Source organism: Vibrio sp. R12-SG2-ISO1, assembly GCF_059834045.1.
Window position 1 is genome coordinate 246788 of record NZ_JCBDGO010000021.1, and the last position, 22889, is coordinate 269676.

A 22889-nucleotide genomic window follows, 5' to 3' on the forward strand; every position below is an offset into this window, starting at 1 on the left:
CAAACGACAATGGCGTGCCTTGATTTCATTCAATATTCATCAAAACTCTTAATATTGGTTCAAAGCTGCAGTCTAACGTATGGAATTCCTATGAGAGCCCGATCGCATATTTGCAATAACTCTCGTTGTCTCATCAACAACAATTGCAATTTATTCAAAAACTTATGCAACACTAATAACCTGTGGTTATAGTCACTATAAAGAGACTTATCCTACATTGACTATTATTGTACGGCGATAAGAGCAAAGTCTTTGTTCTACACAACTCACATAACTATTGGAGTCCTTATGGCTAACCATCTAAGCAAACTGGCTATGGGTGTCGCAGCAATCGCTACGTCTACCATGGCTGTCGCTGCGGATAAACCGAACATCCTAGCGATCTGGGGTGACGATGTTGGTATCTTCAACATCGGTGCATACAACAACGGCATGATGGGTTACGAAACCCCAAACATCGACCGTATCGCTAACGAAGGTGCACTGTTTACTGACCACTACGGTCAGCAATCTTGTACTGCAGGTCGTGCTGCCTTCTTGACAGGTCAAGAACCGTTCCGTACTGGTCTTCTGACTATCGGTATGCCAGGTTCAGATCACGGTATTCCTGATTGGGCTCCAACCATTGCTGATCTTCTTAAAGAACAGGGCTACATGACCGCTCAGTTCGGTAAGAACCACATGGGTGACCAAGACAAGCACCTTCCTACTGCGCACGGTTTTGACGAATTCTTCGGTAACCTTTACCACCTAAACGCAGAAGAAGAGCCAGAGACCTACTACTACCCGAAAGATCCTGAGTTCCGCGCAAAATACGCTCCACGTGGCGTTATTAAGTCAACGGCTGACGGTAAGATTGAAGATACAGGCCCAATGACGCGTAAGCGTATGGAAACGGCAGACGAAGAGTTCCTAGAAGCATCATTGAACTTCATGGAGCGTGCAGTGAAGGCGGACAAGCCTTTCTTCATCTGGCACAACACCACGCGTATGCACGTTTGGACTCGTCTGCAAGAGAAATACCAAGGCGCATCAGGCATCTCTATTTACGCTGACGGTATGTTAGAACACGATGATCACGTTGGTGTGCTGTTAGACAAGCTCGATCAACTGGGAGTTGCTGACAACACGATCGTTATCTACTCAACCGACAACGGTGCTGAAACAGGCACATGGCCAGACGGCGGTGCAACCTTCTTCCACGGCGAAAAAGGCACCACTTGGGAAGGCGGTTTCCGTGTTCCTCAATTGGTTCGTTGGCCTGGCGTAATCGAACCTGGTACTAAGATCAACGACATCATGTCTCACAAAGACTGGATCCCAACGCTACTTGCAGCGGCTGGCGATGACAAAGTCGTAGATAAGCTAAAATCAGATAAGGGTGCGAAATACAACGGTAAGAACTGGCGTGTACACCTAGATGGCTACAACTTCCTACCTTACTTTGAAGGCAAAGAAGAGAAAGGTCCTCGTGAGTCTCTACTTTACTTCTCAGCTAACAGTGACTTAGATGCTGTTCGTTGGAATGACTTTAAAGTTCAGTTTGCGCATATGGAAGGTAACATCGCTGACGGCGTACGTTTCCAAACCAACTGGCCTTCAATTGTTCACCTACGTGCAGACCCATTTGAAAAAGCACCACACGAATCTGGTCTGTACCTACGTTGGATGGCAGATAACATGTGGTTGTTTGTTCCGGTACAACAGCAGATCGCACCATTCTTGGCAACGATCAACCAGTACCCGTTCCAAGCAAGCCAAGTGTTGAACCCAGGTAACTTCAACCAGAACGTGATGATGCTTCAAGGTAAACTGAAGCAGCTTGAAGCGGCGACAGCTAAGTAATTAGCCTTACTCGCTAAGTTCATCCAAAGCAAAACGCTCTGCCACATGGTAGAGCGTTTTTTATGCATTCAACAGTATGTGAAATCCAAGTTATTCATCATCAAGCGGAATCAATTTCGTCGGGCCACCATGTACTTTTTCCCTCTGCCTCTGCACCAAAGCGTAGAAACCTGGGATTAAGAAAGTACCTGCAAGTAGAACACACAACAGCCCGCCGATAAGAGAAACACCTAACGAGTTTTGACTGATGTGGCCCGCACCATTGGCAAAGATCAAGGGGAAGATACCCAAGATAAACGACCAAGACGTCATATTAACGGCGCGAAAACGCAGCTTACCGCCCTGAACTGCCGCCTCATCGATCGGTGACTCTTTCTCTTCGCGCTCGACCTTAGCGAACTCAACAATCAAAATGGCGTTTTTCGCCGCCAAGGCAATTAGCAGCACCAGTCCGATTTGCGCATAAAGATTGAGTGGCATTCCGGCAAGGTTTAACGCCAAGAAAGAGCCGAGCGTTGCAACCGGTACAACCAAGATAATCGCCAGTGGAATACTCCAGCTTTCATACTGCGCCACCATAAACAAGTAAATAAAAATCAACGCCAGCGCGAACGCAAAGATCGCTTGGTTACCCGCTAAGACTTCTTGGTAGGCCATGCCTGTCCACTCGTATTGGTAGCCTTGTGGTAACACTTCCGCCGCGACGCGCCCCATCGCTGCAATCGCATCGCCACTGGAGTAACCCGGTGCTGGTTGACCTTGAATAATGGCGCTTCGGTACATGTTGTAACGCCATGCCACATCGGGCTCAAACACCTGCTCGTAGCTAACCAAAGTACTCAGCGGCACCATCTCTCCCGACTGACTGCGCACATGGAAACGCTGCAAATCGTCCATGCCGCGGCGGTGCTCGCCATCGGCTTGCATCGTAACGCGGAAGTTTTTTCCAAATAGGGTGAAGTCGTTGACATAGAGTGAACCCAGATTGCCTTGCAGCGTCTGGAATACTGACGACAACGGCACACCCAATTGCTGCGCTTTTTCACGATCAATATCGATGTAATAGTGCGGTACGTTCGCCCTAAAGGTACTGAAGGTATACGCGATCTCAGGTTGCTGATTGGCCGCTGCAATCATCTGTCCCATGACCAGCGCCAGATCGGTTCGGCTACGTCCCAACGTGTCTTCGAGTACGAACTCAAATCCAGACGCGGCGCCCATGCCTGGCACGGCGGGCGGTCCCATTGCGAATACAACCGCCTGCGGCAGTGTCATCGCTGCTTTGCCGTTGATCCGCTGGGCGATGGCATTGGCGCTGTGATCACCTGCGAGCGCATTGCGCGCGTCCCAATCATGCAGTTTAACGAACAGAGATGCACCGTTTGACGCTGCGGCACCGGTCATAAAGGAGTAGCCATTCGCGACCGTCACGCCATCTACGCCCGGTTCCTGGCTAACCAAATCAATCAGCGACCCCGTGACCGCCTCGGTCCTTGACAAAGACGCAGAGTCAGGCAACTGGACATTGATCAATAAGATGCCTTTGTCCTCTTGAGGAACAAAGGCAGTAGAAGTCGTTTTGGCGAAAAAGCCAACCGCCACCACAGCAATAACAAAGAATCCCGCCAATAAGACGGTCTTTTTCACCAACAAACCCGCGATTTGACCATAGCGATGTGTCACTTTATCTAACCCGCGGTTGAAGACGTTAAACCAACGTGATGTATTGCCTCCGCCCTGTTTGAGCACCAAAGAACAGAGTGCCGGCGAGAGGGTCAGCGCGTTAATGGATGAAATCACCACAGAAATACAGATGGTTAACGCGAACTGACGGTACATGATGCCGGTAATACCCGGCAACATAGCAACAGGTAAGAACACCGCCAGCAACACCAGTGTCGAGGTAATGATCGGCCCTGTCACCTCTTTCATCGCAAGCAAAGTGGCTTTACGCGGGGAAATGGTTGGGTCTTTCGCCATCGTGGTATCCACGTTTTCGATGACCAAAATTGCGTCATCAACCACAATACCGATGGCCAGAATCAAACCAAACAAGGTGACGGTGTTAATCGTAAAGCCCGTCGCTTGCATGATGGCAAAAGTACCAATCAAGGAGACCGGAATGGCAAACACGGGAATTAAGGTGGCTCGCGCGCTGCCTAAGAACAGGTAGGTCACCGCAATCACCAACAAAATCGCCTCAATGAGGGTTTTGACCACCCCTTTGATCGATTCAGCAACAAACACTGTGGTGTCATAACTGGTCTCATACGCCATGCCTTCTGGGAAGTTGGCACTCATGCGTTCAAGCAAATCCATCACCGCTTGACCACTTTCTAGCGCATTGGCATCCGATTGCAGTGATAACGCGACAATCGATGCATCGCGGCCACGGAACTGGCCGCTTCCGTCGTAAAACTTTTTGCCCAGTCCCACTCGTGCAACGTCTTTCAGATAGACAGTCGACCCATCATGGTTGGCGCGCAGCACCACGTGCTCAAACTCTTCAACGCTCTCCAAGCGCCCTTTAGTGACCAGGTTAAACTGCACTTCCTGTGTTTCGCTATACGGAGCAGCCCCCACTCGACCGGCAGCCACTTGCACATTTTGCTCACTGAGCGCGGCGTAGACATCCGATGTGGTCAGTTTCAGGTTAGCCATCTTGTCTGGATCGAGCCAAACACGCATTGCGTATTCGCCTCCTCCAATAACGTTCACTTCACTGATGCCTTTCACTCGCGCGAGCTGATCTTTGACGTTGAGGTTGATGTAGTTGATCAAAAACTGATCGTCATACTTGCCATCGGGTGAGTAGAAGTTAAGCACCATCAGCAAATCTGGCGAACGTTTTTTCACCGTTACCCCAACCATACGGACTTCTTGGGGCAACTTGGACTCAATCTGCGAGACGCGGTTTTGCACGTTCACCTGCGCCATGTCTGGATCGGTCCCGACATCGAAGGTGACATTGAGGCTGTACGAACCATCGTTAGCGCTTTTTGATGACATGTAGATCATGTTCTCAACGCCGTTAACCGAGGTTTCTATCGGATCGGCAATGGCTTGCTCAACGACTTCGGCACTCGCCCCGGTATAAAACGCGCTCACGCTGACCGAAGGAGGACTAATTTTCGGGTACTCAGCAACAGGCAAGATTGCCAACGCAATCGCCCCTGCTAAGGTTAATATGATCGAGATAACCAGCGCGAACTTAGGGCGCTGGATAAAGAAACGACTCAGCATCCTGCCCCCTTACGATTGCGTCGTATTTGTCGACGTTTCATCTTGCGGTGAAACATGGACAGGCACGCCATTACGCACACGTTGCAGACCTTGGGTAATCACCTGCTCGCCAGCCATCACGCCATCTCGAATGATGACTCCTTGCGGTGTTTGCTGACCAAGCGTCACGTTGCGGCGCTCAGCAATATTGCCCTTTGCTAGGATCATAACAAAGTGCCCTTCTAAGTCGGTTTGTACTGCACGTCTTGCGACCACTACCGCCGGCTTTGCTTGTTTCTCTCGCAACTCAACACGCACATGTTGCCCGGGTAGCAAGCGATAATCAGGGTTTGGTACACGCGCGCGCATTGCAATGGTGCCCGTGTTGAGATCGATACGATTCCCTAAATAGTCCAGCTCGCCAAAGTGGTCAAAAGGTTGACCGTTTTCAAGCAGCACCTGTACCTCCACAGAGTGGGCCCCTTCACGGCCATCGCCTTTGATTGAATCCATCCCAAGGTCTAAGCGTTCACGTTCACTTATGCTAAACGCCGTGTGGACAGGGTCAAGACTGACGAGCGTTGTCAGCACACCACTTTGCGGAGAAACCAGATCGCCGGTGCTGAAGTGGCTCTCGCTGATGCGACCCGAAAACGGTGCGCGAATTTGGGTATACGAGAGATTGACCTCAGCCAAGTTGACTTGCGCTTTGCCTGCTTCAACTTGTGCTTGCGCGCCAAGCAAGTTGGCATTCAAATTGTCAAATTCTGACTGCGAGATGCTGCCTTTGGGTAACAGGTTTTTCCCGCGTTCGAAATCGAGTTGCGCTTTTTTCAGCGCGGCGTTCGCCTGCGCCAAGCTTGCTTTAGCACTCGCCAATTGCGCTTCAAATGAAGAAGGTTCGATAGAGAAAAGCAGCTGACCTTTTGCCACCATCTGCCCTTCGTCAAAATGGCGCGCTTTAAGGTAGCCTGTCACTTGCGCCGTGATGTTGGTATCTTCCACCGCCTCCACGCGGCCAATGTAGGATTTGCTTTCTTGGTAGGAAATTTCAGTGACAGGTTCAACGACCACTGACGGCGCTGATCCACCTTGGGCAGCCGTAGAAGAATCGTTGCAACCTGTAATAAAAAGCGCACTGGTGAGCGCAGTGATGATTAACGTCTTTTTCATGATAAACCGCTAATGAAATGAAATAGGTTCATCATAAACATAAACACAATTCACATCGCTTCTGTCCGAGAAGTATCAGAGCGATACCGTATTGTGTATCAGTTTGTAACTAAACGCCTTTGCAGTAAGTTATCAACTTGTTGATACAAAACGTCGGGCGATGGCCAGGTATAAACCAGTTCTGGAACTTGAGTACCACATGGGGCATTCCATAGCCTCTCTTGTGCTAACTGACCACCAAGATGCTCATAGAAATCAATCGCCTGCTGGTTCCCCTTGAGTACTTCGAGATACACCCCGTTATCAGGGAAATATTGACGTGCCCAATCGGCAATCGCTTTGAGCAGTGTCAGGCCAATACCGCGGCCGCGAAAGTAGTCATCCACATGAAGGGCATCAATGATGGTGCCGCGCTCAAAATCATGATTACCAAAACCACACACAAAGCCGCACAATAGCCCACCTTCTTCAATCAAATACACCGCTTGATTGAACGGTGGATTGGTTAAGCGCGTTTGCCAGATGATTTTACGTTCGGATTGTACCTCTTCTCCGAGATACGCTTTAGATAGGATGCCAGAATAGAAGCGTTGCCAACTTTTTGCATGCAATCCTGCTATACGCTCGAAGTCGCTATATTCCGCTACTTTTATTTCCATTTATAGTTCCTTATTACTTCCTGTAAGGATGAATTACACATTCATACTATTGAACATTTAACAAAAAGCCAAACATCCTGTCAAAGATAAGCAATAAATCCGGGCCTATTGGGTTCACTTTGCAAACAAAACAGTGAATTACTCTGTTACAGATTTGGCTCTCAGTCCTTTCAACTTTCGTTTGACTTACACGTGTACGCTGACTATTCTAGCGAACACGTGTTAGCTGAAGGTTTGCATCATGTCGATTAAGGAAAAGCCGCCTCTCATTTGGGTCAATGTTTTACTGTTTGTTTCTACCTTTTTAGCCGCTGCGATTGCCGCTCCGTGGTATGGCATCGAGTTTGGTTATAAGTGGCAACACTGGTTTTGGCTGGTGGTGACGTACTCGTTTTGTAATCTCTCCATTACTGCAGGCTATCATCGCTTGTGGTCCCACAAAACATACCAAGGTCACTGGTCAATCCGATTGCTGTTTGCGCTCGGTGGTGCTTTTGCTCTGCAAAACAGTATCCTCCATTGGAGTTCTGACCATCGAGTCCACCACAAACACGTCGACAACAATGACAAAGATCCCTACTCGGCCAAACGCGGGTTTTGGTTTTCTCACATTGGCTGGATGCTAAGAAACTACAATCAAGAGATCTACGCCGATTACGCCAACTGCCGCGACTTACAGAAAGATAAGATCGTGATGTGGCAACACAAACACTATCTCTTACTCGCGTTGGTGACCAACCTTGGTATTCCTGTGGCCCTTGGCCTTCTATATGGCGATGTTTGGGGCATGGTGTTGATGGTAGGCGTCGTGCGTTTGGTGCTGAGTCACCACTCCACCTTCTTCATTAATTCATTGGCGCACATCTGGGGTGCTCAACCTTACACGGACAAGAACACCGCACGTGACAACGGGATTCTCGCGTTCTTCACGTTTGGTGAGGGTTACCACAACTACCACCACATTTTTGAAAATGACTACCGCAATGGTATTCATTGGTGGCAGTACGATCCGACTAAGTGGCTGATAAAAAGTTGTGAATGGGTAGGATTGGCAGAGAAACTTCGCGTAACTCCAAAGATTAAGATAGAGAAAGCGCGCGCAAAAATGACGCTAGAGCGAGCCAAATCTAACATTCGCTCTATGCCAAATGCGAGCCTCATCAGCGATACGCTCAACAAAGAGTTTGAGCAGTTGATGAGCAAAATGACCGACTACTACGAGGTGAAGAAACAGGTCCTCGAAGCGAAGAAAAGCAATATGGTTGAGCGCTACGAGCAATCCCTCTTAAAACTGCGCTATCAACAGTTGAAACAGGATCTCGCCGCACAAAAACGTCGCTGGGAAGGACAAATCGCTCAATACGCCTAATCAGAACACTTTGTTCAGTCTAAAGTATCTAAACTAGATTAATAATCACCTTAAACGATCAAAGGGAGCTGACGCTCCCTTTGTTGTATTCATGTTTCGATAATGGCTTGTCTTGATTAGAGTCCCGCTCAAACCGCACTCTTGCTATTAGCCAATCATACGCTCGTCTTGGACACGATGCTCGTTGATCAACACCGTAGTTGCACGTTTGAAAAAGTTGAAGTCGGTCGCGGTCGCACTGGTGTAGGCCCCCATCATGCGACCCACCACCAAGTCACCATTTTCGAGTATCGGAAGCATGATGTTTTCCGCAATCACGTCAATACTGTCACAGGTTGGACCTGCCAGTACGCTTGGCATCATCTCGCCATCTTGCTTAAGTACCGCCATTGGGTAAGGCGCATCATCAAACATGAGACCACTGAACGAGCCATAGATGCCATCGTCTAGGTAGTACCACATCTGACCTTCACGCTCCGCTTGGCCCATCACCGATGCCACACTGGTTACTGCCTCTGCCACAATAAAACGTCCTGGCTCAGCAATCACCTGCACCGTTTCTGGTAGGGTAGCAAGTGCTTGGTTGATCGGTTGGCAAAACTCATCAATCGGCATCACTTTTTGTGTATAGCACACTGGGAAACCCCCGCCGATATCTAAGGTACTCAGTGCCGGAAGCCCTTTCGCCACCACTTTGTCCATGACATCACGGCAGGCGTGAATCGCGTCGACGTATTTCTGCGGGTTCATCGTTTGTGAACCCACGTGGAAAGAGAGCCCTTTAATGCGAATATTCCACATTTGCGCTGTCTCAATGATCACGAGTGCTTGCTCTGGCGTGCAACCAAATTTCTTCGACAAATCGGCAAACGCTTCATTGTTGCGAAAACTCAAGCGCACTAGCAGCTCAACTTCATCTTGATAAGGCTTAAACTTCGCCAATTCGTTCAAGTTGTCGACCACAAACACGTTGCAACCGTACGCTAAGGCATCACGGATATCGGCATCACGTTTGATTGGGTGAGTATGAATCGTGCGCTCAGCAGGCACGCCCTGCTCGGCCACCAATTCCACTTCGCCGGTAGTGGCAAGGTCAAAACTCGCCCCTTCTTCAAGCAGAGTGCGAACAACAGCAGGGTGTGGCAGTGGCTTAAGTGCGAAGTGCAAGGTGACATTCGGCAGTGCACGGCTTAGCGCTTGGTAGCGTTCACGAATGATGTCGCAATCGAGGAGCATCAAAGGTGCGCCATATTGGCTCACCGCTGATTCGATGAATTGCGCTTCACTCGCTGCCATCGCAGGGGAAGCAAAAGATTGAAAACCAAGTACTGAGTGTGTGTTAGCCATGATAGCTTTCTCCAACAATTTAGGCATTGCTCGTCGCGCCGCCCTATTGGAGGGGTAAGCAAATCGATGAACAATGGAGCGTCAATAAAGCGCAATACGCGCAGTCAAAGTCACTCTTGGATAGTTGCTCTATCGCCTTGCCACAAAACAGAATGTGATGTACTCGGATTGGCTATCATCAAGAAGCAGGGCGATAGTAAGGTCATGAGTCGGTCAGTGCAATAGGAAATGGGCAAAAGAAAAGACACTTATTTTTATCGTCTAGATAAGGATTCTTTATTCACTCCACACGATGACCTAACGCCTGTGATCAGCCCTTTTTCTTACCGCGTCCCGCATGAATTTTCAGCTTGGCTTTCATTTTACGCTTTTCCGATGAACGGCTTTTTTTCCTTGGCGCACGATCAGGTTCCATCTCTTCAATCAGACTCGGTTCGAAGCCCGCCAGCCACTCTTGTGGCAAGCGCTGGTCAAGCAAACGCTCAATCGCTTCCAGTAGGTACTCTTCGTCTTTTGCCATCAAAGAGACCGCTAGCCCGGCTTGACCCGCGCGGCCCGTACGGCCAATCCGGTGGATGTAGTCTTCCGCTTTGTAAGGTAAATCGAAGTTCACCACCTGCTCTAATTGCGCAATGTCTAAGCCTCGCGCGGCGACATCCGTGGCAATCAACGCACGCACTTTACCTGATTTGAAATCGTCGAGCGCTTGTTGGCGTGCCCCTTGGCTTTTATCACCGTTGATAGAAGCAGCCTTAATGCCATCTAACTTTAACTCTTTGGCCAACGCATCACTGCCCTGCTTGGTTTTGGTAAAGACCAACACCTGCTGCCAGTTCTTAGATCCAATCAAATAGGCCAACAATTCCGCTTTGCGTTTTTTGTCGACCGGATAGACCATCTGCTCCACTTTCTCAGCGGTACTGTTGGCCGGAGACACTTGCACGACTTGCGGATCATTGAGCATTTTGTGCGCCAGCGTTTTGATGCGTTTATCAAAGGTGGCAGAGAAAAACAGAGTTTGGCGATCTGGGTTTGTCGCTTTGAGAATGCGCTGAATGTCAGGCATAAAACCCATATCCAACATGCGATCCGCTTCATCCAACACCAAGTAGCGTGTTTTCTTAAGTTGGATGTGTTTACAGTAAAGGTGATCAAGCAGGCGCCCAGGCGTTGCGATCAAAATATCACAGCCATTGGCGAGGTGACGCGTTTGTACATTGATGCTTGTGCCGCCATACGCGGTGACAATGTGCAACTCACTGGTCTGATTGTACGCACTGAGGTTGTCGTACACTTGCTGCGCTAACTCACGCGTGGGCACCACGATCAACGCCAACACATCGTTGCTTTGTGGATCGCGCTTTAACGCCGCTTGGCTCAAAAGTTGGATAATCGGCAAACCAAACGCGGCAGTTTTCCCCGTACCAGTTTGCGCACCGGCCAACAAATCGACCCCTTGCAGCACTTTTGGAATGGCCTGCTCTTGAATGGCTGTGGGCGTATCGAAACCCAAACGTTCCACCGCTGCGACAAGCGAAGAATCAAGACCAAGTTGAGTAAATAGAGACATTGTGCAATTCCAAATAGAGTCGGGTCGGCGATTCTATCAGAAACTCTGCGCAGCGTTGAGCACGTCTGGATATAATTGGTCGAAAATCGCCATTAAGTGAGCAGATTCTCGGCTTAAATCCTCAGCGCACTGCGCCAATGGCGTCATTCTAGGCGAGCGCTGAGCAATTCGGCTCAGCGCAAAGCGGACGTTGTCGAGCTCTTGATATGAGCTCAACCATTGACCTTGGTACATTGCCTTAGCAACACGAATAAAGCGTTCAGGTAGTAGCGGCTCTGTCTGCTGAGCTTGGCTTAGAACGGTGCGCATCGCAGATTGACTGAATTGCTCAAGTGAGACGGGATGATACTCATCAAAGCGGCAGGCCAACGCATGGTCCCAGAACATATCTAACGCGATGGGCGCATAACGCCTTTTTTCACGGGCGAAAAGCAACTTTGCCTGCGCGGTTAATGGGTGGCGGTCTGTGTACGAATCGACAAATCGGTGCAACTTAATACCATCCACCACTGACGGATGAAAACGCCCCTCAGGGTTACCTTTAACAAAATCCCCGAGCAAGTTTCCCATTAGGTTTGAATCACACGCGGTCGCGATATGTAGGTGAGCGAGGTAGTTCATAAAACACAAAGCCAGCGCATCTGCACTGGCTATTCTCTAAAAGAGGGTTGGGTAACACTTACTGACCAAAGAGTTCTTTGGCAAGTTCGAGTGTTTCTTCATCGTAGTTTGATAGATCAAACCCGATTTCCATCGCATCGAGGAGTTCAAGATTCTCTTCGTTGATTGCTTGGTCACTCATAAGACCTCCTTATTCTTCATTTCCCCTGCCCGAGCCTCGAGCAGATCTCCTTTATACGTCTGTTATATGACACTTTTTTGAAAAGTAAAACCCCTTGGCACTGGATAGCGCACTGAGATCCAGTGCAAAACGTTTGCATGACCGCCCGAATAGGCATCACACAGCCAGTTGTAAATAAATATGTACATTAATGGAGTTTTATCTGTACATTTCACTTGATCTCAAGGGAAAGCTCCAACATAATCGCCGATAAGTTAAACAAAGCACTAGAACTGCACTTTTTAACGCCATTATTCTCTAAACAAGCAACAATACAACGTAAAGAATTTCATACATGTCTAAATCAAAGGTTTTCGGTAGTACTTTGATCATTGCTGGTACCACCATAGGTGCGGGCATGCTGGCCCTGCCACTTGCGTCCGCTGGGATCGGATTTTCCACCTCTCTACTTATCATGCTCGTGTTGTGGGCCCTGATGGCTTACACGGCACTGTTGATGGTCGAGTTGCATCAACACGCCGACGCCAAAGCGACACTGCACACATTGGCCGAGCAATTTCTCGGTAAGCGAGGCAAGTGGCTCGCCAGTTTTGCCATGATGTTTCTCTTCTATGCACTCTGCGCTGCTTACATCGCAGGGGGTGGCGCGCAGTTTGGTGAGCGTATAACGCAAATTGCCGAAATTGAGGTCTCACCAGCCATCGCCACCATCGTATTTACACTCATTGTTGCTGTCGTGGTGACCATTGGCACGAGCACCGTGGATAAAGTCAATCGCGTACTCTTTAGCGTGAAGCTGCTCGCGATGGCGTTGGTGCTGACCTTCCTAGCACCCAATGTGACACAATCTTACCTACTGAGCCTTCCGATTGAGCAAGGTTTGATCATCGCCGCTATTCCAGTGATTTTCACCTCATTCGGTTTTCACGGCAGTATTCCGGCCATTGTGAATTACTTGGACGGCCACACGACCTCACTGCGCCGAGCGATTATGATTGGCTCGGCGATCCCCTTGGTGATTTACCTATTTTGGCAGTTGGTGACTCTGGGCGTCGTCAGTCAAAGTACGCTGATGGACAACCAAGGCCTGAGCGCGCTTATTCGCACTTTGGGCGAACAAGTCCATCAATCTAACTTGGCACAAACTATCGGCCTGTTTGCTGACCTTGCACTGCTGACTTCCTTCCTCGGTGTCAGTTTAGGCTTGTTCGAGTTCCTCGGCGATTCGCTGACGACATCGACGCGCCGCCCTAATCGTTGGGTCATTGGTCTCGTGACCTTCGTGCCGCCGATGGGCTTTGCCCTTTTCTATCCTGAAGGCTTTATTATGGCGCTCGGTTACGCGGCGATTGCCTTGGCGGTATTGGCGATATTCCTACCTGTATGGATGGTGAAGCGCTCAAGACAAACTCATCAAAGCGCGGGCTATCAAGTCATCGGTGGCAACATCGCGCTGAACATATGTGGGCTGACTGGGCTTATCATTGTCGGCGCGCAAGTGCTCATCACTGCAGGTTGGCTCCCAGCTCTGGGTTAAGCGACATTAATAATCAGTGAGTATGGATGATGGAAAGGCAGCGTGGCTGCCTTTTTTTGGTTATGGGTTGTGGGTTGTGGGTTGTGGGTTGTGGGTTGTGGGTTGTGGGTTGTGGGTTGTGGGAAAGAGTATTTGATCGTTGGGGGTGGAATAGGAGTATAGGGAGACGATTTTATGTGAAAGTTTTTCTTTACTGGCTCTGTCTTGTGTAGAGATAGTCAAATTCAACGAGGTTGATATGAAACTGAATAGTCACGTGACCTTAGCCCTTATTGCCATTGCGGCAGTGGCGACGTCTTTTCTTGGTCATACACAAAGCGCGGGAGATAGCCCCTCAACGAACGCCGCTCAGAATACCGCTCAGGTAGAAACCGCAACGCTCGCCGGCGGATGTTTCTGGTGCACGGAATCGGATCTGGAAAAGTTGGACGGTGTGATTGATGTGGTTTCCGGCTATTCCGGTGGTAAGCTCGACAATCCGACCTATAAACAAGTCTCTTCAGGAAAAACCGAGCATATCGAAGTGATTCAGGTAACCTTTGATGCCTCTCAAGTAAGCTATGAGCAAGTGCTCGATCAGCTGCTGCGCCATATTGATCCTACCGATGATCAGGGCTCGTTTGTTGATCGAGGTCGTCACTATCGCCCCGCCATTTTCTATCACAATCCACAACAGCGCGATATTGCCAGGCAATTCCTCGCCGATGTGGACAAATTAGGCGTGTTTAAAAAGCCACTGAAAGTAGAGCTCATTGCATTCGATACCTTCTGGCCTGCAGAGGAGTACCATCAGGACTACTACAAAAAGAGTAAAGTGCGTTACAACTACTATCGTTACGCATCTGGACGCGACCAATATCTGGACTCGATTTTTGGTGAAGACCGCAACGAACACCCAGTGACACTGCGTGAGATGATCAACCAAAGTTCCGGTCAAGCCAGTGGCTCTACGTCAGAGGTGAAAACCTACGTTAAACCGAGCGATGAGGAACTCAAAGCTAACCTAACCGATCTGCAATACTACGTGACCCAAGAGGAAGGGACTGAACGCCCATTTGACAACGAGTATTGGGACAATAAACAAGCCGGCATCTATGTGGATATCGTCACTGGTGAACCGCTGTTCTCGTCGACCGACAAATATAAGTCGGGCACAGGCTGGCCGAGCTTTACCAAGCCGATCGATGAGCGTTACATTGTCACTAAAACCGACTTTAAACTTATCTATCCAAGAACGGAAGTACGCAGTCGATTCGCAGACTCTCACCTAGGCCACGTCTTTAAAGATGGTCCGGCGCCAACAGGGTTGCGCTACTGCATGAACTCAGCGGCGATGAAATTTATTCCGCTTGAGGAGATGGCTAAACAGGGCTACGAGCACTATCTCTATTTATTCGAAGGTTGATTAAATCGACATAAAAAATAGCCAGCGTCATTGCTGGCTATTTTTGTTTTTCCATCGAGTGTAATGACGATTATTTCATCACACGCGCTTTAAAGGTGCGGCCTTTCATCTTGCCAGTTTGCAGCTGTTTTAATGCCGTTTTGACGGAATCATGCGTCACCGCGACATACGACACCATAGGTAGAATGTTGATTTTGCCAATCTTGCTGCCATCAATGCCCGCTTGTTTGGTCAACGCTCCTAAAATATCGCCAGCGCGCACTTTTTGCTTCTTACCGCCAAGGATTTGGATGGTTTGCATCGCTGGGTAATAGGGTCTTTCCATCGGTTTTTCCGGCACCGATTGTGGCGTGATCTCTATGTCCATGTACTCTTCAATTCGCGCTACGCGGTACTGCTCTTTTTCACTGAAAAAGCTCAATGCCATCCCTTTTGCGCCCGCACGACCAGTACGGCCAATTCGGTGAACATGCACTTCAGGATCGCGTGACAGCTCAAAGTTGACGACTGCATCAAGGTTATCGACATCTAATCCGCGCGCCGCCACATCGGTGGCAACCAAAATAGAAATGCTCTTGTTGGCAAAGCGAGTCAGGGCTTGTTCACGTTCACGCTGTTCCATATCGCCGTGTAACTCGACCACGCTAAAACCACGCTGAGACAACTCATCCGTCACGTTTTGCACTTCTCGCTTGGTGTTGCAAAACACCACCGACGATTCCGGTTTATGCGTCAGAAGCAATGCCTCAAGGGCATCGTCTCTTTGCTCGGTACTCTCCAGTTGGAAAAACTGCTGAGTAATGGTGCTGCTTTGGTGGGTCGACTCGACTTTAACGATCTTGGGCTCTCGCATCACTTTGTGCGCTAAGCTGTCGATATTGGTTGGGAAAGTTGCACTAAACAGCAAGGTTTGACGATCTGTTGGCGCCTCAGCCAAAATTGCATCAATGGCCTCTTCAAAACCCATGTCCAGCATGCGGTCCGCTTCGTCTAAAACGAGAGTGTTCAGCTCATCAAGATTGATACGACCTTTGCTGAGGTGATCCAACAAACGTCCCGGTGTACCGACCAATATATGCGCGCCATGCTCTAATGAACCGATTTGAGGGCCCATTGGCATGCCGCCACAGAGCGTCAGTACCTTAATGTTGTGAATGCCTCGCGCCAGCGTGCGGATCTCGGTCGCCACTTGGTCAGCCAGCTCTCGAGTAGGACACAACACCAATGATTGAACGCGAAAACGATCCACATTCAGATTGTTCAGCACGCCAAGAGAAAAGGTCGCGGTTTTACCAGAACCCGTCTTCCCCTGACCAATGACATCCTGCCCGTCGAGAATAAGCGGCAACGCCTGCTGCTGAATGGCCGTCATCTCAGTGTAGCCCATTGAGTCTAGGGTCTGCTTGAGTTCGGTTTTGAGGTTAAGTTGGTCAAATGAAAGGTTCACTCTGGTGTCCTTGTTGTTTCAATATGGGTTCGCGCGGTGGCGACTGTAACAAGCGCTTGGTCTGCGCTCGTTACGCTTAAAATGGGTAAAACGAAAAACCGCTTCACAAGAAGCGGTTTTTACTTATCTATCGAATACCGTGTAAAAACTCATGTCGGGTCGCGGGGTTCGATTTGAAAATCCCCCCCAACGCCGTGGTGGTGGTTTCGCTGGTCGCGTCCATCACACCGCGAGATTTGACACAATAGTGAGTGGCATCAATCGTTACCGCGACATCGTCCGACTCCAATAAGGTTTGCAAGGCCACCAAGATCTGCTGAGTCATTCGCTCTTGGACCTGTGGACGCTGAGCAAAAAATCGTACGATGCGGTTAATTTTGGACAAACCGATGATTTTACCGCGCGGAATGTACGCCACCGCTGCACGACCATCGATCGTCACTAAGTGGTGCTCGCAAGTGCTCGTCACGGTGATGTCTTTAACACGGACCATCTCACTGACGTTCATCTTATTTTCAATCACGGTGATCTTAGGGAAGTTGGCGTAATCCAAGCCAGAGAAAATCTCATCCACGTACATTTTGGCGATGCGATGCGGCGTCTCTTCCAAACTGTCGTCACTTAGGTCTAACTCAAGCAGGGCGAGGATCTCACGCATGTGATGCTCGATCTTCTGCTTCTTTTCGTCTCGGCTAAATTCGTTGGGCACCATCGGGGTTTCTAACCCGCGACGTTCTAGCGCCTCTTTTACTAACTTCGCGGACTCGCTAAGACCTGACATTCGACTTCCTCTTAATACTCTAACTGCCGTCAAATCGGGATATTTACCCCTTTCGGATGGCTGACAAGGATACTCGGATTTTTGAATAATTACATCCACATTTTACTGACGGGGATTGATTTGTGCTGCTTTTTGTATGGTAGAGTGTCAACCATTAAGTCAACCCTAAACGCCTGTGGTTATTTGGGGCGAATAATAATCAAAACAACGGAATTTACTCTATGGGATGCTGTGACGCACCGGGCCTAATGCCCATTGAAGAAGCGATGGAAAAAATGCTATCGCCGATTAAGCCGATTCAAACCACCCTACGCTTACCGCTCGCCGACGCGATCGGTTTTGTACTTGCACAAGATATTCTCTCGCCTATTAATGTGCCCCCTTTTGATAACTCTGCGATGGATGGCTATGCCATCAGGCGTGCGGATCTGTCCAAGCAAGCGATCTTGCCACTGGCGGGTAAATCTTTTGCAGGCCAACCGTTTGAAGGTGAATGGCCAGCAGGAAGCTGCATTCGCATCATGACTGGTGCAAAAATTCCTGACGGTGCCGACGCCGTGGTCATGCAAGAAAATACCGAAGTGAGTGATGAGGGTATTCGCTTTCTGCAAACCGATGTCAAACCCAACAACAATATTCGCCCAACCGGAGATGATATTCGCCAAGGCGATGTGGTGTTACCCAAAGGGGCGAGACTGACGGCCCGCGATATTCCCATGATCGCGACGCTGGGGGTAAGTCATGTTGATGTGGTACGTAAACCTAGAGTAGCGTTTTTCTCCACAGGGGATGAATTGAAGCCACTCGGCGAACCTCTACTTGACGGACAAATCTACGACAGCAATCGCTACGGCATCAAACCGCTGATTGAAAAGTTTGGCTGTGAGCCGATTGATTTAGGCATAGTACCCGACTGCCCTGAAAAGCTGGCCGCAACATTTGAACAGGCACAAAGACTGGCTGACGTGGTGGTGACCTCGGGTGGCGTCAGTGTCGGTGAAGCGGACTACACCAAAGACATCCTCGAACAGCTCGGCGAAATTGGTTTTTGGAAGTTGGCGATCAAGCCGGGCAAACCGTTCGCGTTTGGTCAACTCTCCAGTGCGTGGTTTTGTGGGCTGCCGGGTAACCCCGTCTCTGCGGTTTTGACCCTATACGTGCTGGTGCAACCCATGTTAGCGAAATTAGCCGGACACACGCAGTGGCAGGCGCCGCCAATGATTCCCGCCGTGACCCACACCGCCTTCAAAAAATCGCCGGGGCGTACAGACTATCAACGTGGTATCTACCGAATCGAAAATGGGCAATTTGTGGTTGAAACGACAGGTAATCAGAGCTCTGGCGCCTTTCGTTCTATGAGCCTTGCCAACTGTTTCGTGATTTTGGAGCGCGAACGGGGCAATGTTGCCGAAGGCGAAACCGTTCACATTCAGCTCTTTAATTCAACCTTGTACTAATAAGGGGGGAACTTGGTGATGTTATCTGATCAAGAAATGCTCCGTTACAATCGCCAAATTATCTTGCGCGATTTTGATTTTGACGGTCAAGAAACCCTCAAAGAGGCCTCTGTCCTCATTCTGGGCGCCGGCGGCCTTGGCTGCGCGGCCAGTCAATACCTCGCCGCCGCTGGCATCGGTACCTTGACCTTGGTTGACGATGATGAGGTTGAGCTGTCGAACCTTCAGCGCCAAGTGCTCCATCATGACCAAGACATTGGCAAGAAAAAGGTCCAATCTGCGGCGGAGTCTCTAGGTCAATTGAATCCGCACGTCGTCGTGCATACGGTCGAGTCGCGTTTGGACGACATTCGTCTCTCCCAGCTGATCGGCGTTCATTCTCTTGTGATCGATGCCAGTGACAACGTAGAAACACGCAATCAGCTAAACCGCCTTTGTTTTACTCATAAAGTTCCACTTGTTTCTGGCGCAGCGATCCGCATGGAAGGACAAGTAAGCGTATTCACTTACCAAGACGCGCGTAAACCGTGTTACCAGTGCCTGAGCGCGCTATTTGGCGCCAATGCGCTGAGCTGCGTGGAGGCCGGTGTTATGTCTCCCGTGGTCGGAATTATCGGCGCGATGCAGGCACTCGAGGCAATCAAAGTCATCACCCATTTTGGTCAGCCTTGTGAAGGTAAACTCCTCATGTTTGACGCGCTGACACTCAACTGGCGTGAAATGGCACTGATGAAACAACCTGATTGTCAGGTCTGCGGCTCACAGCAGTAACAGCCTGTCTGGACGTGGCTCAAATCACATCTAACAGGCGCACCTAAATCAGCACCGAAAACGAATAAGGAAAATCAATGTCAGCACTCGTTAACGCCCACTGGCTCCGTGAGCACCTTCATCGCCCAGAGCTGGTGGTATTGGATGCCAGTATTTCATTCCAGATCCCCAATACGCCTGCGCCAGTGCTTGATGAGGTGATCCCCGGCGCGCTGCGCTTTGACTATGATGACGATTTTCACGATCCCAGTTATGGCTTGCCGCATATGATGCCAAGTGAAAGCGCCTTTAACCGTCAAGCCCAAGCATTGGGTTTAAACAATGACAGTGTGATTGTGGTGTACGACAACACGGGCACTTTCGCATCGCCGCGTGCTTGGTGGATGCTAAAAAGCATGGGCCACGAGCAGGTCTATGTGCTTAACGGCGGCCTACCTGCTTGGATAGCGCAAGGTTATGCGACGCAACCAATCCACAATGAATCCAAAGGGTTGGGGAGCTTCCAGGGCCAACGTAGCCAAACTGGATTTATCCATGCTGATAGTGTTCTAGCGTTTGCCAATACCAACAAAGCAACCATACTCGATGCCCGCTCACAAGCCCGATTTGATGCCCAAGTACCGGAACCCAGAGAAGGGATACGTAGTGGTCATATTCCCCACTCTCAATGCTTGCCTTTTTCTTTACTCATCGACAACGGGCAAATGAAAGACCGTGAGGCTCTCACTTCGGTATTTGCATCACGTCTTGCCGCGCACAATGACAACCAACCGTTAGTATTCAGCTGTGGCTCTGGCGTCACCGCTTGCATTTTAGCCCTCGCGGCGTATGAGCTCGGCCATCGCCAACTGCAGGTCTATGACGGTTCATGGACGGAATGGGGAAGTCTCCCTGACCTGCCTATCGAGTGCTGACCCACTAAACACATTGCGATTTCCGCTACTGAACTGGCAGAAGTGGCGCAATACCTCGACATGCAAATGAAACGGTTTAGGACCGCTTAATCCAGTTCACAAACACCTAAAACACCACCGCGCCCTGACGCGGTGGTGCTAGTTTGAATCCCCCACTGGGTTCATTTGTTCATCCAAGTTCAGTACGGTCAAAGCATTGCTGACACTGGTCGCGATAACATCGATAACGCCGGTTCGCAATGCGCCCAGCAGAGCCAAAGGCTTACTGTTTTCTGCCGCTATGGCGATCACCTGCGAGATGGGCCTAAATTCTTCGATGCCCAGCCCTATAACCCTGTCGCTCATCACTGTGGTCGCACTTACGCCGTGGATGTCAAAAAAGTCATAGCCAGCAAAATCCCCAACGATCCCCTGCTGCATACGCGCCTGAACAACTTCTTCCGCACTGAACCAGCCCAAATCGACCATATAGCTGTTTTCACTCATGTCACCGATGCCCACTAGGGCGACATCGGCTTTGCGCGCGAGATCTAACGTCTGCTTTACCGTACCGTTTTGCATAAACGCCAGTTTTTGTTCGCGGTTCTCTGCATAAGCAGGGGCATAGAGGGTTTCTGAACTGCCGCCATAACTTTTGGCAAACTGACGGCAAATATGGTCAGCATTAAACATCCCACCGCGCGGGTGTATACCGCCAATCCCACAGACAAATTTTACCTCGCGTTGTGGGATCACACCGACATGGTGGGCAACCGCTGAGACGTTGCGCCCTTGCCCGACCGTCACCACAGTGCCATTTTGTAACGTGCTCGCCATATAGCGCGAGACCAACCCCGCCACTTGCTGGCGTTGCAACTCTTCACTGGGCTGATCGAGCGCGACGAGTGCGCGCTTCACGCCAAAGCGCTCAATCAAGCGTTGCTCAATTTTGGCGCTGAACACTGGGTGATATTTGACGGTAATTTCAACGATGCCCTCGTCACGGGCCTGCTTTAACATCCGCCCGACTTTGGCGCGCGAGACGGCAAATTTTTTGGATATTTCTTCCTGGGTTGCCCCATCTTGATAGTAAGCCACCGAGATTTCTGTCAATAAATCGGTGCTATCAACCGAGACCTCTTGCTGTGTTTTACTCATGCTTCACCTTTATTGTCCTTGCGATTCAATCAGGACTTACCGAGTTAGATGGAATGGATATCCGTCTGTAACAAACGCTCAAGCTCGTAGCATATGTCACCCTCTCATCAAACACCAACATTTGCTCACCGTCGATACATTTTCTCATAAGAATTTTGACCCAGTTCAACCCAATGTTCTCGCTAGCTTTGGGCGCGCAAACGTTTCATCAATTTTTGGCGTCATGCCAAGACAAATAAAGCTTGATAAAGCTCACTGAACATCAGGATCTAGCATTGACTTTAACCCCAGATCAGATAATTATGGACCCATCATTTACTCAACGTTAGAGCAAATGTTCACAACAACTGCTCAGACGCTGGAAACATTGTGGTCGTGGTTCGCCTTTTTATGACACTAACGCATCAAATTCATAAGACGATCCGCGCACTCGCTTGCCAATGCACCGCACACATCTTAGGTACGGATGTGGACACCCAAGAAATAGGATGATCGAAATGAGCAACAAACTCGCACAACTTCGTAAACTGACAACTGTCGTCGCTGACACTGGTGAACTTGAAGCGATAAAAAAATACCAACCAGAAGACGCCACTACGAACCCATCTTTGATTCTTAAAGCGGCACAAATTGCTGAGTATGCCCCTCTTATCGATGACGCGATTGCCTATGCAAAATCTCAAAGCAGCGACAAAGCGCAACAAGTTCAAGACACCTGCGACATGCTGGCTGTTAACATCGGTAAAGAGATCCTAAAAACCATTCCAGGCCGTATCTCTACCGAAGTGGATGCTCGCCTCTCTTACGACACCGAAGGCAGTGTCGCGAAAGCACGCCAACTGGTGAAAATGTACAATGATGCAGGCATCACCAACGATCGCATCCTGATCAAACTGGCTTCTACTTGGGAAGGTATCCGCGCAGCAGAAATCCTTGAGAAAGAAGGCATCAACTGTAACCTTACTCTACTCTTCTCTTTCGCTCAGGCTCGTGCGTGTGCTGAAGCGGGTGTATTCCTCATCTCGCCATTCGTTGGCCGCATTATGGATTGGTACAAGGCGAAGGAAGGTCGTGACTTTGAAGCTCAAGAAGATCCAGGCGTACTTTCTGTTACTAAGATCTACAACTACTACAAAGAGTACGGCTACCACACCGTCGTTATGGGCGCAAGCTTCCGTAACATCGGCGAAATCCTAGAACTCGCTGGCTGTGACCGTCTCACTATCGCACCTGCTCTTCTTGCTGAGCTCGAATCAGCTGAAGGTGAAGTGGTTGAGAAGCTGGTTGACTCTAAAGGCGCCGCTGAGCGTCCTGCACCAATGACACACGCTGAGTTCCTATGGGAGCACAACCAAGACCCAATGGCGGTTGAGAAGTTGGCAGAAGGTATTCGCAACTTCGCTGTCGACCAAGGCAAACTTGAAGCCATGATTGAAGCGAAACTTTAATCAAC

18 protein-coding genes are annotated in these 22889 nt (G+C 49.6%); 8 read left to right on the forward strand and 10 right to left on the reverse strand.

Annotation, left to right across the window (positions count from 1 at the left end; all coding sequences use genetic code 11):
* The first annotated feature begins 288 nt into the window (after positions 1–288).
* A complete protein-coding gene (locus AC6R10_RS15955) occupies positions 289–1845 on the forward strand; it encodes an arylsulfatase (RefSeq protein WP_487901459.1) in 1557 nt (518 codons plus the stop codon).
* Between the two features lie 90 nt (positions 1846–1935).
* On the opposite strand, the gene AC6R10_RS15960 is transcribed toward AC6R10_RS15955, so the two are convergent.
* From AC6R10_RS15960 to AC6R10_RS15970, 3 genes are all read right to left on the reverse strand, one after another.
* Positions 1936–5088 carry an efflux RND transporter permease subunit gene (locus AC6R10_RS15960; protein ID WP_500672849.1) on the reverse strand — a complete coding sequence of 1051 codons (3153 nt, stop codon included), beginning with the start codon at positions 5086–5088 and terminating at the stop codon, positions 1936–1938.
* Between the two features lie 9 nt (positions 5089–5097).
* Positions 5098–6240, reverse strand: coding sequence for an efflux RND transporter periplasmic adaptor subunit (locus AC6R10_RS15965; RefSeq protein ID WP_500672850.1), 1143 nt, complete (start codon positions 6238–6240; stop codon positions 5098–5100).
* A gap of 98 nt (positions 6241–6338) precedes the next feature.
* Complete coding sequence (locus tag AC6R10_RS15970; protein WP_500672851.1) at positions 6339–6899, reverse strand: GNAT family N-acetyltransferase; 561 nt, start codon at positions 6897–6899, stop codon at positions 6339–6341.
* Between the two features lie 241 nt (positions 6900–7140).
* On the opposite strand from AC6R10_RS15970, the gene AC6R10_RS15975 reads away from it, so the two are divergent.
* Complete coding sequence (locus AC6R10_RS15975) at positions 7141–8268, forward strand: acyl-CoA desaturase (RefSeq protein WP_500672852.1); 1128 nt, start codon at positions 7141–7143, stop codon at positions 8266–8268.
* Between the two features lie 147 nt (positions 8269–8415).
* On the opposite strand, the gene AC6R10_RS15980 is transcribed toward AC6R10_RS15975, so the two are convergent.
* From AC6R10_RS15980 to AC6R10_RS15995, 4 genes are all read right to left on the reverse strand, one after another.
* Entirely contained in the window at positions 8416–9615 is a 1200-nt protein-coding gene (locus AC6R10_RS15980; protein WP_500672853.1) for a type III PLP-dependent enzyme, read from the reverse strand.
* Between the two features lie 310 nt (positions 9616–9925).
* Positions 9926–11185, reverse strand: coding sequence for a DEAD/DEAH box helicase (locus AC6R10_RS15985; RefSeq protein ID WP_500672854.1), 1260 nt, complete (start codon positions 11183–11185; stop codon positions 9926–9928).
* Positions 11186–11221: 36 nt separating this feature from the next.
* Positions 11222–11806, reverse strand: a complete 585-nt coding sequence (locus tag AC6R10_RS15990) for an acyl carrier protein phosphodiesterase (protein WP_500672855.1) — start codon at positions 11804–11806, stop codon at positions 11222–11224.
* Between the two features lie 58 nt (positions 11807–11864).
* Positions 11865–11987, reverse strand: a complete 123-nt coding sequence (locus tag AC6R10_RS15995) for a hypothetical protein (RefSeq protein ID WP_334551932.1) — start codon at positions 11985–11987, stop codon at positions 11865–11867.
* Positions 11988–12321: 334 nt separating this feature from the next.
* Between AC6R10_RS15995 and AC6R10_RS16000 the strand changes: the two genes are divergently transcribed.
* Both AC6R10_RS16000 and msrB read left to right on the forward strand, forming a co-directional pair.
* Complete coding sequence (locus AC6R10_RS16000; RefSeq protein WP_500672856.1) at positions 12322–13524, forward strand: aromatic amino acid transport family protein; 1203 nt, start codon at positions 12322–12324, stop codon at positions 13522–13524.
* Between the two features lie 238 nt (positions 13525–13762).
* Positions 13763–14929 (forward strand): peptide-methionine (R)-S-oxide reductase MsrB, encoded by a 1167-nt coding sequence (gene msrB / locus AC6R10_RS16005; protein WP_500672857.1) that lies wholly within the window; start codon positions 13763–13765, stop codon positions 14927–14929.
* A 70-nt stretch (positions 14930–14999) separates the two neighbouring features.
* Here msrB and dbpA read toward each other — a convergent pair whose 3' ends face one another.
* Positions 15000–16316, reverse strand: coding sequence for an ATP-dependent RNA helicase DbpA (gene dbpA, locus AC6R10_RS16010; RefSeq protein ID WP_500672942.1), 1317 nt, complete (start codon positions 16314–16316; stop codon positions 15000–15002).
* A 187-nt stretch (positions 16317–16503) separates the two neighbouring features.
* Positions 16504–17157, reverse strand: coding sequence for a GTP cyclohydrolase I FolE (gene folE / locus AC6R10_RS16015; protein WP_334551936.1), 654 nt, complete (start codon positions 17155–17157; stop codon positions 16504–16506).
* 221 nt (positions 17158–17378) lie between these two features.
* Here folE and moeA point away from each other — a divergent pair, with 221 nt between their 5' ends.
* The 3 genes from moeA (at position 17379) to AC6R10_RS16030 (ending at position 20299) form a co-directional block, all read left to right on the forward strand.
* A complete protein-coding gene (gene moeA, locus AC6R10_RS16020; RefSeq protein ID WP_500672858.1) occupies positions 17379–18614 on the forward strand; it encodes a molybdopterin molybdotransferase MoeA in 1236 nt (411 codons plus the stop codon).
* 12 nt (positions 18615–18626) lie between these two features.
* A complete protein-coding gene (gene moeB / locus AC6R10_RS16025) occupies positions 18627–19385 on the forward strand; it encodes a molybdopterin-synthase adenylyltransferase MoeB (RefSeq protein WP_500672859.1) in 759 nt (252 codons plus the stop codon).
* Between the two features lie 77 nt (positions 19386–19462).
* Positions 19463–20299, forward strand: coding sequence for a sulfurtransferase (locus AC6R10_RS16030; RefSeq protein ID WP_500672860.1), 837 nt, complete (start codon positions 19463–19465; stop codon positions 20297–20299).
* A 138-nt stretch (positions 20300–20437) separates the two neighbouring features.
* On the opposite strand, the gene AC6R10_RS16035 is transcribed toward AC6R10_RS16030, so the two are convergent.
* On the reverse strand, positions 20438–21436 hold the full coding sequence (locus AC6R10_RS16035) for a sugar-binding transcriptional regulator (protein ID WP_500672861.1): 999 nt from the start codon (positions 21434–21436) through the stop codon (positions 20438–20440).
* A gap of 497 nt (positions 21437–21933) precedes the next feature.
* Here AC6R10_RS16035 and tal point away from each other — a divergent pair, with 497 nt between their 5' ends.
* Positions 21934–22884: a transaldolase gene (gene tal, locus AC6R10_RS16040; RefSeq protein ID WP_500672862.1), complete on the forward strand. Its 951-nt coding sequence runs from the start codon at positions 21934–21936 to the stop codon at positions 22882–22884.
* Positions 22885–22889: the final 5 nt, after the last annotated feature.